The sequence below is a fragment of the Spirulina sp. CS-785/01 genome, from assembly GCF_028330525.1.
Taxonomy (GTDB): Bacteria; Cyanobacteriota; Cyanobacteriia; order Cyanobacteriales; family Spirulinaceae; genus JAQMSD01.
Genome location: NZ_JAQMSD010000345.1, coordinates 1 through 14239 on the forward strand (window position 1 = coordinate 1; position 14239 = coordinate 14239).

The 14239-nt window shown below is 45.5% G+C and carries 15 protein-coding genes and 2 pseudogenes; 4 read left to right on the forward strand and 13 right to left on the reverse strand.

The genetic code is table 11. The features are described 5' to 3' along the window. Together PN462_RS22815 and PN462_RS22820 are read left to right on the forward strand one after the other, a co-directional pair. Positions 1-184, forward strand: a pseudogene (locus PN462_RS22815) (IS630 family transposase); the annotation flags it as partial. A gap of 438 nt (positions 185-622) precedes the next feature. After that, positions 623-1036 (forward strand): hypothetical protein, encoded by a 414-nt coding sequence (locus tag PN462_RS22820; protein ID WP_272131162.1) that lies wholly within the window; start codon positions 623-625, stop codon positions 1034-1036. Here PN462_RS22820 and PN462_RS22825 read toward each other — a convergent pair. From PN462_RS22825 to PN462_RS22865, 9 genes and pseudogenes are all read right to left on the reverse strand, one after another. Then, complete coding sequence (locus PN462_RS22825) at positions 1033-1311, reverse strand: DUF4926 domain-containing protein (protein ID WP_443029267.1); 279 nt, start codon at positions 1309-1311, stop codon at positions 1033-1035. The genes PN462_RS22820 and PN462_RS22825 overlap by 4 nt on opposite strands. A gap of 8 nt (positions 1312-1319) precedes the next feature. Further along, a pseudogene (locus PN462_RS22830) lies at positions 1320-1641 on the reverse strand (DUF6883 domain-containing protein). 3 nt (positions 1642-1644) lie between these two features. Next, positions 1645-2280, reverse strand: coding sequence for an HAD family hydrolase (locus tag PN462_RS22835; protein ID WP_272131165.1), 636 nt, complete (start codon positions 2278-2280; stop codon positions 1645-1647). Between the two features lie 88 nt (positions 2281-2368). Beyond that, complete coding sequence (arsC, locus tag PN462_RS22840; protein ID WP_443029264.1) at positions 2369-2761, reverse strand: arsenate reductase, glutathione/glutaredoxin type; 393 nt, start codon at positions 2759-2761, stop codon at positions 2369-2371. A gap of 2 nt (positions 2762-2763) precedes the next feature. After that, a complete protein-coding gene (gene arsB / locus PN462_RS22845; protein ID WP_272131167.1) occupies positions 2764-3903 on the reverse strand; it encodes an ACR3 family arsenite efflux transporter in 1140 nt (379 codons plus the stop codon). Between the two features lie 179 nt (positions 3904-4082). Beyond that, positions 4083-4406: an ArsR/SmtB family transcription factor gene (locus PN462_RS22850; RefSeq protein WP_272131168.1), complete on the reverse strand. Its 324-nt coding sequence runs from the start codon at positions 4404-4406 to the stop codon at positions 4083-4085. A 30-nt stretch (positions 4407-4436) separates the two neighbouring features. Beyond that, positions 4437-4958 (reverse strand): tetratricopeptide repeat protein, encoded by a 522-nt coding sequence (locus PN462_RS22855; protein ID WP_272131169.1) that lies wholly within the window; start codon positions 4956-4958, stop codon positions 4437-4439. A gap of 72 nt (positions 4959-5030) precedes the next feature. Then, a complete protein-coding gene (locus PN462_RS22860) occupies positions 5031-6239 on the reverse strand; it encodes a response regulator (RefSeq protein WP_272131170.1) in 1209 nt (402 codons plus the stop codon). Positions 6240-6426: 187 nt separating this feature from the next. Continuing rightward, complete coding sequence (locus PN462_RS22865) at positions 6427-8397, reverse strand: sensor histidine kinase (protein ID WP_272131171.1); 1971 nt, start codon at positions 8395-8397, stop codon at positions 6427-6429. A 40-nt stretch (positions 8398-8437) separates the two neighbouring features. On the opposite strand from PN462_RS22865, the gene PN462_RS22870 reads away from it, so the two are divergent. Together PN462_RS22870 and PN462_RS22875 are read left to right on the forward strand one after the other, a co-directional pair. Next, positions 8438-8575 carry a hypothetical protein gene (locus tag PN462_RS22870; RefSeq protein WP_272131172.1) on the forward strand — a complete coding sequence of 46 codons (138 nt, stop codon included), beginning with the start codon at positions 8438-8440 and terminating at the stop codon, positions 8573-8575. 41 nt (positions 8576-8616) lie between these two features. Beyond that, entirely contained in the window at positions 8617-8766 is a 150-nt protein-coding gene (locus tag PN462_RS22875) for a hypothetical protein (protein ID WP_272131173.1), read from the forward strand. A 71-nt stretch (positions 8767-8837) separates the two neighbouring features. Here the strand turns inward: PN462_RS22875 and lnt are convergent, their stop codons facing one another. The 4 genes from lnt to PN462_RS22895 form a co-directional block, all read right to left on the reverse strand. Further along, entirely contained in the window at positions 8838-10373 is a 1536-nt protein-coding gene (lnt, locus tag PN462_RS22880; protein WP_272131174.1) for an apolipoprotein N-acyltransferase, read from the reverse strand. Between the two features lie 384 nt (positions 10374-10757). After that, entirely contained in the window at positions 10758-11438 is a 681-nt protein-coding gene (locus tag PN462_RS22885) for a PEP-CTERM sorting domain-containing protein (RefSeq protein WP_272131175.1), read from the reverse strand. Positions 11439-11720: 282 nt separating this feature from the next. Next, positions 11721-13172, reverse strand: coding sequence for an alanine/glycine:cation symporter family protein (locus PN462_RS22890; protein WP_272131176.1), 1452 nt, complete (start codon positions 13170-13172; stop codon positions 11721-11723). Positions 13173-13467: 295 nt separating this feature from the next. Next, positions 13468-14238, reverse strand: a complete 771-nt coding sequence (locus PN462_RS22895; protein ID WP_443029265.1) for an MBL fold metallo-hydrolase — start codon at positions 14236-14238, stop codon at positions 13468-13470. Between the last annotated feature and the right edge of the window lies 1 nt (position 14239).

A 14239-nucleotide genomic window follows, 5' to 3' on the forward strand; every position in this document is an offset into this window, starting at 1 on the left:
TGCAAAGGGAAAAATGCCAAAAAAAGTGACAATAGAACCGTATTTGAGTACAGAGGAACTATACGAAAAATATAGAGCCGCTAAAGAAGGGGTACAAAGAAGTCATTACCAAATTATTTGGTACATCAGTCAGGGGAAAACACCCCAAGAAGTAGCGGAATTAACAGGGTACAGCTATTCTTAATCCCTATGAGGGATTGAAACATATCACAAAGATTCTAAGTTTATTGAACTGGCGATCGCAAGTCAAGCGGATTTTTAAATCACTGGAGATAAAGATTTTGAGGAGGTTCAAGAATTAGGTAAAACTGTAATTATTTCTGCTGCTCTTTTTAAACATTTATTTTTACCAACTGAAGAAAATCCTTAAATCCCCTCTGATTTGGGTGTAGGGGCAATTCATGAATTGTCCCTACAGGATAAAAAGACTGTAAAATGTTTATATAAGACGGTCTTAGCCCAATTCAAACTTGCATTCAGCAGGGATGACTTGGAAAAATCCGCCATTCTTTATGCTGAAATTTACGAAAGCGATCAAGAGTTACAAGACCTTGCTAATGCGGGTTTAGACGGATGGCCGCAGGATTAAAACGTAGAAATTGAAACAGAATTAACTTAAACTATGTGGAAACGTGCCATTGTTATCTCAGCTTTACTTTGTCTGCAAGCCGGATGTACTGCGGTTTCCCAAGAAAGTGAGCGTTCAGACTATAAACCTATCTCTTTAGATCGCGTCGAAAATACTTACAACCTCACAGAGGAAACACAACCGCAAGATTTCGCGTTGCAACTGATGGAACAGAATTTAAACCAGAGTCGGGAAGGCCGTCAGTCGGAAACGTATAAAATTGAATATCCTGAAGCGGGTAAAGCGGTGATCACAGTAGAAATTGTGGGGTTGGCGGATGATTCGGTTCGGGGAATGCGCGATCGCTATGTCATGGAATACAATCAGACTTGGGAGTTAGTCTGGGCTGGATCGCAATTTACCTGTTATCGGGGCCATCAAGATTGGTCCGCAGAACTTTGTCCTTAAATTTTTGTCTCTCCATCATAAATGGATGAAGAGTTGACAGTCACAAATGAGCGAACAGATAAAATTTCGTTCGCTTTTAGAGAAGAAACGGCTGATTTTGGGACAATTACAGTGTCTATTGATTCCCCTAGTGCATTAAAAACTTCTAGAATATAGCCGTCTTCTCCCTGATGGGGATGAGGAATTGTATCAATCAAGGTAGCGATATCGCCTTGTTTGAGATGATATTCAGGAAAGTCTTGATTCAGGGCAACTCTTTGATATAGTTCCATTATGCACTCCTTTATTTCTTGGGTTTTAAGGTGATAAATTGAACATTACCGTCGATTGCACGTTCCAACCAAATTGTTATCACTGGCTAGTGTTCCTGTTTCTCTTTCTAAGTTACCTTCTACACGATAAAACGTGCCGTACTCATTTTTTCGATCTGCGATCGCATTTTGAGTTTGGATTAATTTTAAAAGAGCCGTTTTCAGTTTTTCTGAGTTATCTTGAGTGAATCCAGCTTGGGCAAGAAATTTAGATTTATCATCTTGCTCTCGCCTCACAAGTAAATATTGCGTTAGTTTAGCATCTGCAATAATAACAGTTTCAGGGAGTTTCATGGATTAAAGATCAGGCCAATCTAAATCTAACAAACTCTTTCCCCCAGTGAGATGTAAGGTTTGTAACCCCACTGTCTTTGCGCTTTTGATGTGTTGGGGAGAGTCATCAATGAATAAGGTGCGCTCTGGGGTTAACTGGTTGTCTTTGAGGACTCGTTGGAATATGGTAGGGTTAGGCTTGCGATCGCGCAGCACATGAGAATAATACACCTGCTCGAATAACTCAGCAAACGTCGCTCGCGGTTGGCCAGTAGTTTGTTCATAAATCCCCTCAAATGCCTCTGCATGAAGTTCGTTAGTATTAGAGAGAGCAAAAGTCCGTTTGTGGTGACGCAGGGATGCTAACAACTCGATGCGCTCTGGGGGGATATCTAATAGCATCGCATTCCACGCTTCCAGTAACACTGCATCGGCACAATCACAGTGTAACAGGGATTTTAACCCAGCTAAAAATTCCACTCCCGAAATTTTACCCGTCTCCACATCATCAAACAGCGAACTCTGTTGATATTGGGAATAAAGACGGGCAATGTCTAACTGGGATACGCGACGCAAGGCCGCGATGGTTTTATTGTATTCAATATTGAGAATTACGCCCCCAATATCAAAAATAATCGCATCAACCGCTTTTAGATTCATTGGACTATCCTTTTAATTTGGAAATGTGTATGCAATCAGCCCCTACCGTTGGATGTATTCCTGTCATTAGCGGAGGTGCGACAACCCGTTAACTCAACTTCTCAATTAACCCCTCCACACGCTGCTTAATTTTATCTCGAATTGCTGGGAAAATTTCTGGATTTTCTGCCGGATCAGCCAATTGCCAATCTTCAAACACTTCTCGCACTACCCATTCTTGCGGTAAGTTTACCCCACACCCACAGAGGGAAATTACCGCATCAAAGTCATCCGGGTTAAATTCACTTAACCCATTAGAAGTCTGTTGACTAATATCAATTCCCACTTCCTCCATCGCTTTTATTGCGTGGGGGTTGACTTCACTTGCTTCTAAACCGGAACTCTGTACAGCAATTTTACCCGCACCAAGGACTTTAGCAAAGCCTTCCGCCATTTGGGAGCGAGAGGAGTTCTTTTTACAAACAAACATTACGGTTTTCATGGTTATTTAAAAGAGTTAACGCAACGGGGATCAAGGAGTGTCGCTTTTTCAGGTTCTCTGGGAAACCAAGGGGCGGTTCGTTTACAAATTTCGACTAACATTAACATCACCGGAACTTCGATTAAAACACCGACAACGGTGGCTAATGCTGCACCAGAGTTTAAGCCAAATAACATCACTGCTGTGGCAATGGCGACTTCAAAATGATTACTTGCACCAATTAAGGCCGCAGGGGCAGCGTCTTCGTAGGTTAAGTTAAGTTTTAATCCTGCCAAGTAGGTGATGAGAAAGATAAAGTTAGTTTGCAGGAATAGAGGAATGGCAATTAACAAAATGTGGAGGGGATGATTGATAATTAATTCCCCTTTTAAGGCAAAGAGTAAAATTAGGGTAATTAGGAGAGCAATGACGGCAACGGGGCTAACATACTTGAGAAACACTTGTTCAAACCATTGCCGACCTTTTTTCTGTAACACCCAATTACGACTTAACATTCCCGCAGCGAGGGGGAGTCCCACATAAATTAAGACGGAAAAAACAATAGTTTGCCAAGGAACAATTAAGTTATTGGTGGAGAGTAGCCATTTGCCCAAAGGAGCATAAACAAAGAGCATAACAAGGGAATTCATGGCTACCATAACTAGGGTATGGCCTTGGTTACTATAGGACAAGTATCCCCACATTAAAACCATGGCAGTACAAGGGGCAATTCCTAATAAGATTGCTCCGGCAATGTAGGAGTTGGCGAGGGTGACTTCTGTTCCTCTTATTAGTTCAGTTTCTTGTAAAAGAGGGGCGAATAAGTTGCCGAGAAAAAATTGGGCAAAGACAACCATTGTAAAGGGTTTAATGAACCAATTGACAATCAGGGTTAGGAGGACGGGTTTGGGGGTTTTTGCGGCACGTATCGCTTGGGAAAAGTCAATTTTGACCATGATGGGATACATCATGAAAAAGAGACAAACTGCGATGGGGAGAGAGACATTATAAACACTCAGGGAGTCTAGGGTGTCTGCGATGTTGGGGAATAGACGACCGAGAATAATTCCTATTCCTATGCACAGAAGTACCCATATTGTCAAGTATTTTTCAAATAAGTTTAATGTGCCGCCTGCTTGGACGGCGTTTTGGTTGAGGGTCATGTTTTTGGGAATTGGTTAGATGGAAACTTATCAAGTTTTTTTGATATGTTGGGGAAATTTTTTTGGTTTTGGACGGTTAATAAACTCCTGTTGGGTTGCGCTTTGCTTCACCCAACCTACCTATCAAGTTTTCTTGATAGGTTTAATATATCAAATTTTTTTGATTTGTGAAATGGGGGTTAAGGATTTTCGCAGGGGGTGGCGGGACGGAGGGTGGTAAAACGGCGATAGTCGGCTAGATATTGCTCTAGGAGGGCAAATTGGGCTAAATTGAGGCTGTAATACATCCAACGGCCTTCTTGTCGGGACTGGATGAGGTTTGCATCTTTGAGGGTTTTGAGGTGGAATGAGAGTTTAGATTGGCTGACTTCTAGGAGGTTGCAGAGGTCACAGACGCAATATTCTTGCGATCGCAATAACTCCAATATCTGCAACCGCAAAGTATCCGAAAGCGCGTGAAATCCGGCTTTAAGGGTCGTTGGTTCAAGAGAAGAAACAGTCATCAAAAGGTGCGAACAACAATACACTCCATGCTATCCTCCCCAGACCGCAAACGCCACAAAGCCTAGTACAACCAACACCACCGCTACCCCAACAAAAAAATTATCCTTGGTATTAATCTCACTAGGATCAATAATTTCCGGTTCGGGTTTTGGTTTCGGTTTGCGCTTTTTTGTCTTACTCGCTGCGTAACGGTTAACCACCGAACTCTCATCAATAGGCTTTAAATCGGGAATTTTCGTCATCCACTCCTCTGGCCGTTTTAACACGGGGGCGTTAATAATGTAGAGTAAATTCTTCGCCTGTTGACTGGTGGAGGGAGAGGGATGACGGAGGAGTTTTTCACATAGGGTAGTGGCCGCTTCAAGATCATTGGCCGCTTGATAAGCACTCACCAGTAAAAGCTGGACTTCTCCCCCTTTGCGAGAATAGGGGTTCACTAACCCCACAGCTTCCTCTAGATAAGCGATACTAGCACGATATTGGCCCCGTTCTAGGGCGACCATTCCGGCTTGGTAGTTTTTTTGAAAGGCTTCTTGTTGCTCTGAACTCACAATCAACTTTGATTTCACCCTTATTTATTCTAAAGCAGAAGGGAGACGGGAAAGAGGAGTCTAGGAAGGCAACTAACTGGCCATGGAAAGTTGAGGTTGAGCAGGAGTGGGGAGAGACGGAGATTTTTTCGCAGGTTTCTGGGCCAGAGACTGCTTTAAGAGAGGAAGCAAGGTTTCTCCTTTAACGGGTTTTGCCAACAATTCATCGGCTTTGGCCAACTTGGCCCGGACTTTATCCATCATGTTGCTATTCCCAGTCATTAAAGCAATGGGAGTATTTTTAAAAGCGGGAATGCGTCTCAGGTGGGTACAAAGTTCATAGCCATTCACCACAGGCATGACTAAATCTAAGAGAATAAAATCAGGCTTTTCTTGTACCAGTTGGGGTAAGGCTTTCACAGAGTCTTGGAGACAGAGACAGCGATATCCCGCTTGAGTTAGCATTTGTTCAAGATGATGACACATTTGCTTGCTATCATCCACACAAGCGACTAGAGGACGGGGTTTGAGGGACTGGGGTTGGGGTTGAGAGGGAGAAGGTTGGGGTTTGGGGAGACTGATATCACCCACGGTTTGAAACTCTAACACCCCTTGCTTAATGTAGTAGTGAATGAGACGAGTTACCGCTTCGGGGGGTTGTTTCATCTGTACCACTAAATCCCAAAATGTGCGTTTGCCGTTGAGGAGGGGTTTCAAGTTGAGGAGACTATTGCTTTTTTCGGTAGGGAGAGACTCGGTAATGTTGAGAGAAGGGGCGCGATCGCAGTACATTAAGTCTAACCCTAACGACTGCCATTGTTTACCCAAATTATGCACCCCTGCAAAAATCCCTTTCATCTCCGTTAAGGTTAACCCCAAGTCCGCAGACGCATAGGCTTTTAACTCCCATCCCGGCGACCATTTCCCAGAAATATTCCTATGTTGACAGAGAGAAAAGATCACCTCCCGGGCCGTGTTTTCTAACACCCCCCGCGCTTTCTGGAGAGACATTTTTTGATGTTGCAGCGCGTGTAAGAGGAAACTATACTCCCAAGGACTATAATTTTCCGTCTCTCCATAGGACTCCTTGAGGAGATCATAACAGTTTTGTTGCTTCAAGGAACGCAACCAACGGCGCACCCGATGTTCTGGGGTGACAGCGTACACCATCCGGCCTTGGAAAAAAAAGAACTCCCACTGGTTTTGATTGGCAGTTAATTTTAACTGACCTGTGCCTTGTTTTTTGCTAATGCCCTTAAAAAAACTAAAAATTTCAGCTAGAGGGTTTTTGGCGTTAGACATAATAAAAATTTATATAGAGAATTTCCTGAAGTTTGAGCGTATTGGCTCAGACTTCTTTTAAGTTACATAAAAATTGTGAAAAACTTGTGATAATGGGAGGGTGAGAGAAAAACAAGGCTTGACCCGCAAACCCTTTCATGGTAAGATTTGCAGCTTATAACCGCAAAAATACTGAGGAGACCTTAACCTATTCTGCCTCTTCTGTCATCGGTGAAAAAGCCCGTTCAATCAGCGCGAGAATTTCCCGTTCAGCAAACTCTTGGGATAATTGTAAAATGCGATCGCAGAAACGCCCATACACCGGGTCTAAAGCCTGAAGTCGTTCGGCCTCAGACTCAATAGCATCAATATCCCCAATTTTCGCCGCATGATAAAGGGTAGCCAACTCCGCCGACGGGGGCAAAACCAACCCCTCCTCCTGAGTCCTGTCCACCTCTTGCACCGGACTTTCCTCCCTAGTCCAGTCGGTCCCCACCGGAAACGTCACATCAAACCAGATCGTTGTCCCTTCCTCCACCTGACTGGTGACAAAAAGCTGAGTATTCATCAAATGTAAAATATGCTGACTAATCGCCAACCCCATCCCCGTCCCTTCCCCCTCTTTTATAGCCCCTCGGACTTGTTCAAAGGGCAAAAAAATACGCTCTAATTGCTGGGGACTCATGCCAATGCCCGTATCCTGCACCGCAAACCGCAATTTAGCCGCCGCACCCCGTTCCTGTTTCGGCAGCCCTAACACCGTCACCGTAAAGCGAATACTCCCCTGATGGGTAAACTTCACCGCATTACTTAATAAATTCATCAACACCTGACGGAGACGTTTTTCATCTGCATAAATACTCCTCGGTAACTGCGCACTACTCTCATAATGAAACGTCACCTGTTTTTCACTGGCATAGAGGGTGTAGAGTTCCAAAATACTCTGGAGAAAATTGGGGAAGTGAAAATCCACCGGAAACAATTCCAGATGGCCTAACTCCATTTTGGCGAAGTCCAGCAGATCATTAATCAAAATCAGCAAATGAGACCCACATTGATGAATGACATTAATCCCTGGTCGATGCTCATTGAGATTTTTAGCCCGTTGCATAATTTGGGTATAGCCGAGAATGCCATTCAGAGGCGTTCGCAATTCATGACTCATATTCGAGAGAAACTCATTTTTAGCCTCATTGGCCTGTTCTGCTGCTTGTTTCGCGGCCCGGAGTTGAGTTTCCGACTCTCGCAAAGCGGCCTCGGTTCGTTCTCGGTCCTGAATTTCCTTCTTGAGGCGTTGATTAGACTTCCGCAAGCGGATAGGTTCATTCACCAGCATATATACCACCACCGCACTCAGAAGGGCAAATAAAACCCCAGTTCCGCGAACCCAAGGGGTTTGGGGGGAGTAAGTGGGCCAGCCTGTTCGGGGAATGGCCCCCAGTTGCCAGGACCCATTGGGGAGGGCAATGTCGAGGGTGACAGGATTTTGCTGAAACAGGTCCCCCTCCCCAAAAAAAACTGCTCCGGTGGCCTCTGGGCCGTTGCGTCCCCGCAAAGCATATTTTACGGAACTGTCTGGGTTCGTGAGTCCGGTTTTCTCAAAGAGGTCTTCTTCTTCAATTAACGTCGTCACCACCCCCCAAAATTGGCCGGGTTGGGTGGGGTGGTCTGGGGAGAGGAAAACCGGGGTAAAATTAATCAGGGCTGCTCCCCCTTCAACTAGGGGAACCGGCCCGGCTACCACGGGTTTTCGGGTTTCTTGAATGGTGTTGAGGACTTGTTGTTGTTGGGGAATTTCACTGAGATCAGCCCCAATAATTTGCTCTTGTTGGCTATCGGGATAAGTGTAGCGAATCATTGTCCCTTGAATTGCAGAAATCCGGCTAATCTGGGATTGTTGGCGGAGGAGGTGGGCTGCGATCGCATCAAACCTATTCTCCGAGAGATCGGGGTTTGTCGCAATATAGGCCACTAACCCCCGTGTCAGAAATAAGCGAGAGTTTAAAAACCCTTCTACATTAGCCCGGACTGTGCTGCTTTTGTGCAAAACCGTTGCTCGCTTCGTTTGCTGAAACCGACTTTGTTCGGCCCGGTCCAAGAGACCAACCACTAAGAGTAACACAGTAAAAACGGCGGTGGCGGCCATCACGGGAAGGGGGTGAATTTTAGAGGAAGTCATAATGTCATAGGCCAGTTAAATCAACTCAAGTGAACTCCCGATGAGTTGCCTTCAAGGCAATATCATTATTTTAGGGTGGGTGGAACTAGAGAAAGCAGGAGGCAGACTGACGTTGGACAAGCAGACTGTAAGTTGCTCGAAATACAGTATCCGCAAAGCCATTGATGAGTCCGGTTAGGGAGGACTGGAACATCCCACGAATGACAGTTATGGGAGGGTTTGTTAATAGATCAAGAAGTGTCTCGTCTCTACGGGAGACAGTCTGCCCAAGGGAAAAAGCACAAAATTCGGGTTCTTTATTTAAAGCTCAACGTCCTGCAAACCTTGAAGGATCAAGGTTTGACTTATAATGCAGCCAACCCTAAGTGAAGGATTCTTCTGTTGCTGCTATTTTAATTCAGTAATGACCCGAATTGAGCGATAATCCGCTTGTTGAGGGATTATCCCTTTTGCCGAAACTGGATCACCCAGAGGAGTCCCGTTACCGCTAAGAATACCCAAATTAACCAATCTCCCCATCGTCCGTAGAAAGTTTGGGTGGTGCGGCGATGAATTGTACCGAGATGGGTTTCATAGGTATTGATGCCCGATCTCCAAAGGGCTTGGCCGTGGGGGGTGACAATGGCAGAATATCCGGTATTGGTGGCTCTGGCTGCCCAGCGATCGCTTTCTATGGCTCGCATCACATCCAGGGCATGGTGTTGGGCGGGCATGGTTTCGCTATAGTGGGCATTATTAGAAGCCGTGAGGATAAATTCCCCTCCCCGTCGGGTTTGTCGTTGAAAATGGTAATCGAAGGCCGACTCGTAACAAATGCCGACAATGGCACGACCAAAGGGAGTATCAAAGACTTGACTGGGTTGGCCGGGGATTAAATGAGCATCGAGGGGAGAAAGCCGATCAATGAATGAGCCTAAGAGGTTTTGTAAGGGGATATACTCCCCAAGGGGAACGAGTTTTACTTTATCGTATTGACTCAGGGTTTCCCCGTCTCCTGTTAGGGTAAAGAGACTATTGGTATAATTCTGGCCAACTTTCCCATAGGCCCCTAACCAAGCGGGAATCCCTTGTTGTTTCACCGTTTGATAAAAGGATTGTTGTTGACGGGTGATATCCTCCCAATAGAAAGGTAACGCGGTTTCTGGGGTTAAGACGACTTCGGCCCCTTGTTCGACTAATTGCAAATATCCATCGGTGTATCCGGTGAGGGCTTTTCGCCAACCTGTGGCGGATAATTTAATATCATTGGCAATATTCCCTTGTATAATGCCCACCCGAATGGGGTTATCTTGGGCTAGGGGTTGACGGTACAGAGTCCACCCGAAACCATGAAACAGGAGACAACTACTGAGAGCGAGAGTTAAGAGGGTTTGGCGGTGACGGGAGGCGAGAGCTTCTGCTAGGAGGCCGTTGACGCAGACTAGGGCTGCGGTGACGGCGGTTGTGCCGGAGAGTTGCCCTAGGTGTAGGATGAGTAAGTTATGGGGACTTTGGGTATAAGCCAGAGACGACCACCAGAGGGGCGTTGCTCGCCAGATGACTTCTAACCCACACCAGAGGGTTGTCCCTAGTAAAACGCGCCACAAACTGCCACTGAGGGTTTTATTGTGGGTGGGTTGGAGTTGGTTGAATAAGAGGGCCCAGAGGGCAACGAGGGCGGCCCCCCAGAGGGTGATGAAACTCCAGGCAAAAATTGCGATCGCAATACTATTCCACCAAGACACCCCCAACCAAGTCATCGGGTGAATGCCCGTAATCCAAGCCAAGGCTAACCCATGATACCCCACCCCCCACAGTAAGCCATACCACGCAGCCTGTCGCCAAGACCCCAGTTGCCCCCACCGCCACAAAGGAATTAAGGCCACCCAAGCGAGGGGAAAGGCATTCACCGGGGCCGGCGTTAACCCCATAGTAACTCCCGCTAAAAGAGGAATTAACCCGTAATAGAAGCGATGGCGTTGCAGAGGTTTCAACATTAAAAGGCAGAGGGTTTAGAAGGCAGAAGGCAGAGGGCAGAGGGTTTAGAAGGCAGAGGGCAGAAGGTTTAAAAGGCAGGGGGAAATTTGCCTTACAAGTAAGCTCACAAGTAAGCTGATCTGTACTTGAGCGCGATGGGAGCGTCAATTCACCTCTAATAGTATCACAGCTAGAGTCCTAACCCGTTTTGAACGGGTTTAAGCTCTTAGCCTTGGGTTTCAACCCAAGGCTTGAGGATGTTGGGCTTTTTCGGCAAGCCCTATGTTAGGTTTTAATGCAAAAAGAGGTAGGACTTGTCCTACCTCCTTGTGATGCTATGTCAACGGAGAGAAATCTAGATCAACGATTTGCTGCGGTCTTGCTCTCCTGTCTGAGCTAATCTCCTAGGACTCTGCTTTCCGTTTCAGGAGGGAAGTTCCTAAAGCCCCCACACCGAGTAACCCTAAGAGAGAAGCGGGTTCAGGCACAGTAACATCTTTCACTTGGGTGCGGAAAATAGTGTATTTGCCTTCTTCATGAGACGCGGTTTGTAACCAGTCTGCCTCTGTAGAAATTCCCTCAATGACTCCCCAAGGATTATCACCATGATCGGCACTTTTGATTGTATCGGCCCAACCGCCTTGGCTGATGAAACTGTTTAACTCAGAGTCACCGGGCAGTTCGTTGGCACTGTCGTAGGTATGTAATCCACCTGTGATGAATTCCCAGTCATCTGCCCCGGTTAACACGGTATCGTCACCGATATCAAATTCACTAATCCAAGATTCGGCAACATTCTGATCATCCCAAGTGACCACATAGAGATAGTCATCTCGACTGGCTTGGAAATTCCAAGTTTCTGCTTCAGACCAGTTATATTGTCCGGGGTTGCCACTATCTCCCATTTCGTTCCGACCGATCAAGTCTAAGACGCTGCCATCTTCATTCCCGGTGTATAGTCCGTAGAAGTTATCGGCGGTGATGGTGGAGGTGATGTCCACTGCTAATGCCTCTGCTGCACCAGTGGCAACTAATCCGGCAGTGAGTGCGGTTCCGAGTAATACTTTTTTGATTGAGAGTGACATAATATTATCTCCTAAGCTCTTGTGTAAGATTTACTGAATACTGATTTCTTCTGTCCTATGTTTATATTCTCTACGAAAAACCTAAAAAGGGGTAGAGGGAAATAGGATTCTTGATGAAACTTTTACAAGAACTCTACCCAGTATGAAGTTTTTATAAACTGGGGGAGAAATATAGATGAAAAAGTTTGATATGACAGGGTTTCAGCGATTGGGACTTGATGTGATTGATCTCACCCTAGGGGGTGATTCTACCTGTATTCCAGTGTGATGGGGAGAAATTGCCTAGGATACGGACTCTACGGATTCTACAGGGGCAATTTCTCCGGTGCGGAGTCGGTGGATGTAGTCCTTTAATTCGGCTTTGAGATTGCCGCTTAGGAGGTATAACCCCAAGATATTGGGGAAGGACATGGAAAGTAACATGGCATCACTAAATTTAATGGCGGATTGGGGATTGGTGATTGTTCCCAGAAAGATAAACCCTAGGAGTAGGACTTTATAGATCACGATGGTCTCTTGGCCAAAGAGATAGTCCCAGCAGCGTTCCCCGTAATATCCCCAGGAAATCATCGTGGAGAAGGCGAAAAAGACTGCCGCAATGGCTAAGACGTTGGGAAACCAACCGATGACGCTACCAAAGGCCGCGCTGGTGAGTTGCGCTCCGCCAAAGTCGGCGTATTCGGGGACTTGGTAGGCTTCGGTAATGACGATGACTAGGGCGGTGATATTACAGACAAATCCGGTGGCGATCGCGGGTTCTAAGCTGGCTATAAAGCCTTCTCGCACGGGTTCGGTTTGTCGAGAGGCAGAATGAGCGATCGCGGCTGAACCTAAGCCCATTTCGCAGGAAAACGCCCCCCGGCGAAATCCCTGCACTACTGTTCCGAGTAACCCTCCAGCCCCGGCTTTCAGGGTGAAGGCATCACTAATAATGGTTTGTAAGGCCGGAATGAGTTGATCGAGTTTCAGCAAGATGATCAATAGGGCAGTCAGGACATAAACTCCGCACATAATTGGTACGATCCAACCTGTAACTTGGCCAATGCGCTCAATGCCCCCTAAAATAACTAAGGCAACTAGGGCGACTAACATTAAGCCATACATCCAACCGGATAATACCGGGATGACTTGCTCGACGGCCTGATAGGATTGACTGGCCTGGAACATTCCACAGGCTCCCCAAGTCCCAAACACGCAAAAGACGGCGAAGACGGCAGCACAAACTTTTCCGAGGGTTTCTTGTCCTTTTTCGGCCAGCCCTTGGGAGATGTAGCGCATGGGACCGCCGGACATTGTACCGTCGGGGTTTCGGAGTCGGTATTTTTGGCCGAGGGTACATTCTACGAATTTGACGTTCATGGCCAACAGTCCGGCACAAGTCATCCACAGGGATGCCCCTGGACCGCCAATGGAAATTGCGATCGCAACCCCCGCAATACTCCCTAACCCTACTGTCGCCGATAACGCAGTGGCTAAGGCTTGAAAGGATGACACTTCCCCTTCTTCGTCGGCCTCGTCGTATTTCCCCCGTGCAATATCAATGGCGTGAGTTAATCCCCCTTTATTGACAATATTGGTTCTAAGGGTAAAAAAGACTCCCCCCACAATAATCCAAAGAATAATAAAGGGAAATCCAGCAATCTTAAAAAAGAGAATTGCAAATAAAAAATCTACCAGTTGGGTGAAACGTTCATCGAAAATCGTTAAGAGGTTTTGTATTAAATTCAGCCACATGGATCATTGAATAGGATGACTTTCAGAGACAGCAACAGCAGCAAGAAGAATCAAAAATAGCACAGCAAACCAGATGATCTTCTCAATCTGGCTTGTCGCTTCGACTGTCACTAAAACCACCATTATAGCATTTTTTTAGTCATTGGTTAACTGTTCCTAGGAATTGATTCCCAGTAATCAGTAATTAGTAATTAGTAACTGTTACCAGTTGAGGATTAAGTTAAGAGGAGGTTGGGTGAAGTGTAGCCCCTTAACAATTAACAGTTATTACTTAACCAATTAACAATCGTTAGAATTAAGTAAATTCAAAAACCTGTCCTCGTTTAACAAACCCAAAAAACCCATCTTTCTTAGCATTCGGCAACTCTCCTGGTTGATAACCATACAACCACATTTTACCCTTTAAATGCTCAGGAAGTTTAGCTAACTCTTGATAATGAACATGAACCGGACTCGGAAACTTGGACGTTTCGCAGTCATGAAAAATAATGTCCGCTTCTTCATAAAACTGCCCATTTTCCTCCAATCTTAACTGAGTATCCGTTGTTAAAAAAATCTTCTGATCATGAATCTCGAAAAATAACCCATAACTCGGCATTAAATAATAACCATTATGAATATGAATCACTCGCACTAACTTAAACTGAATTCCACTCCAACTAAACCCCGCTTGGCGATTAATTTTAAACACAGTAAAAAACGTATTTAAATCCGCTAAATCATTACCAATGGACTGCATTCCCCCGGCTAAACTTCTATCCCATAATTCATGGGCAACATCTTTACTCACATATAAATTCGGTTTTTTACATTGGGGATCAAATAACGTCGTTAAGCCAATATATTCCATTCCCCCCACATGATCAGCATGGAGATGACTAATATAAATATGGTGAATATCGTGATAAGATAACCCTTGATCGTATAAAGAAAACCGGATATCTGAACCACAATCAATTAATAAATTTTCTCCAGCATCATTCGTTAACAATAGGTTAGATTGATAATTATCCGCCCCCACTGTAAAAGCTGAACCCGACCCTAAAAATAATAACCTCATACCCATT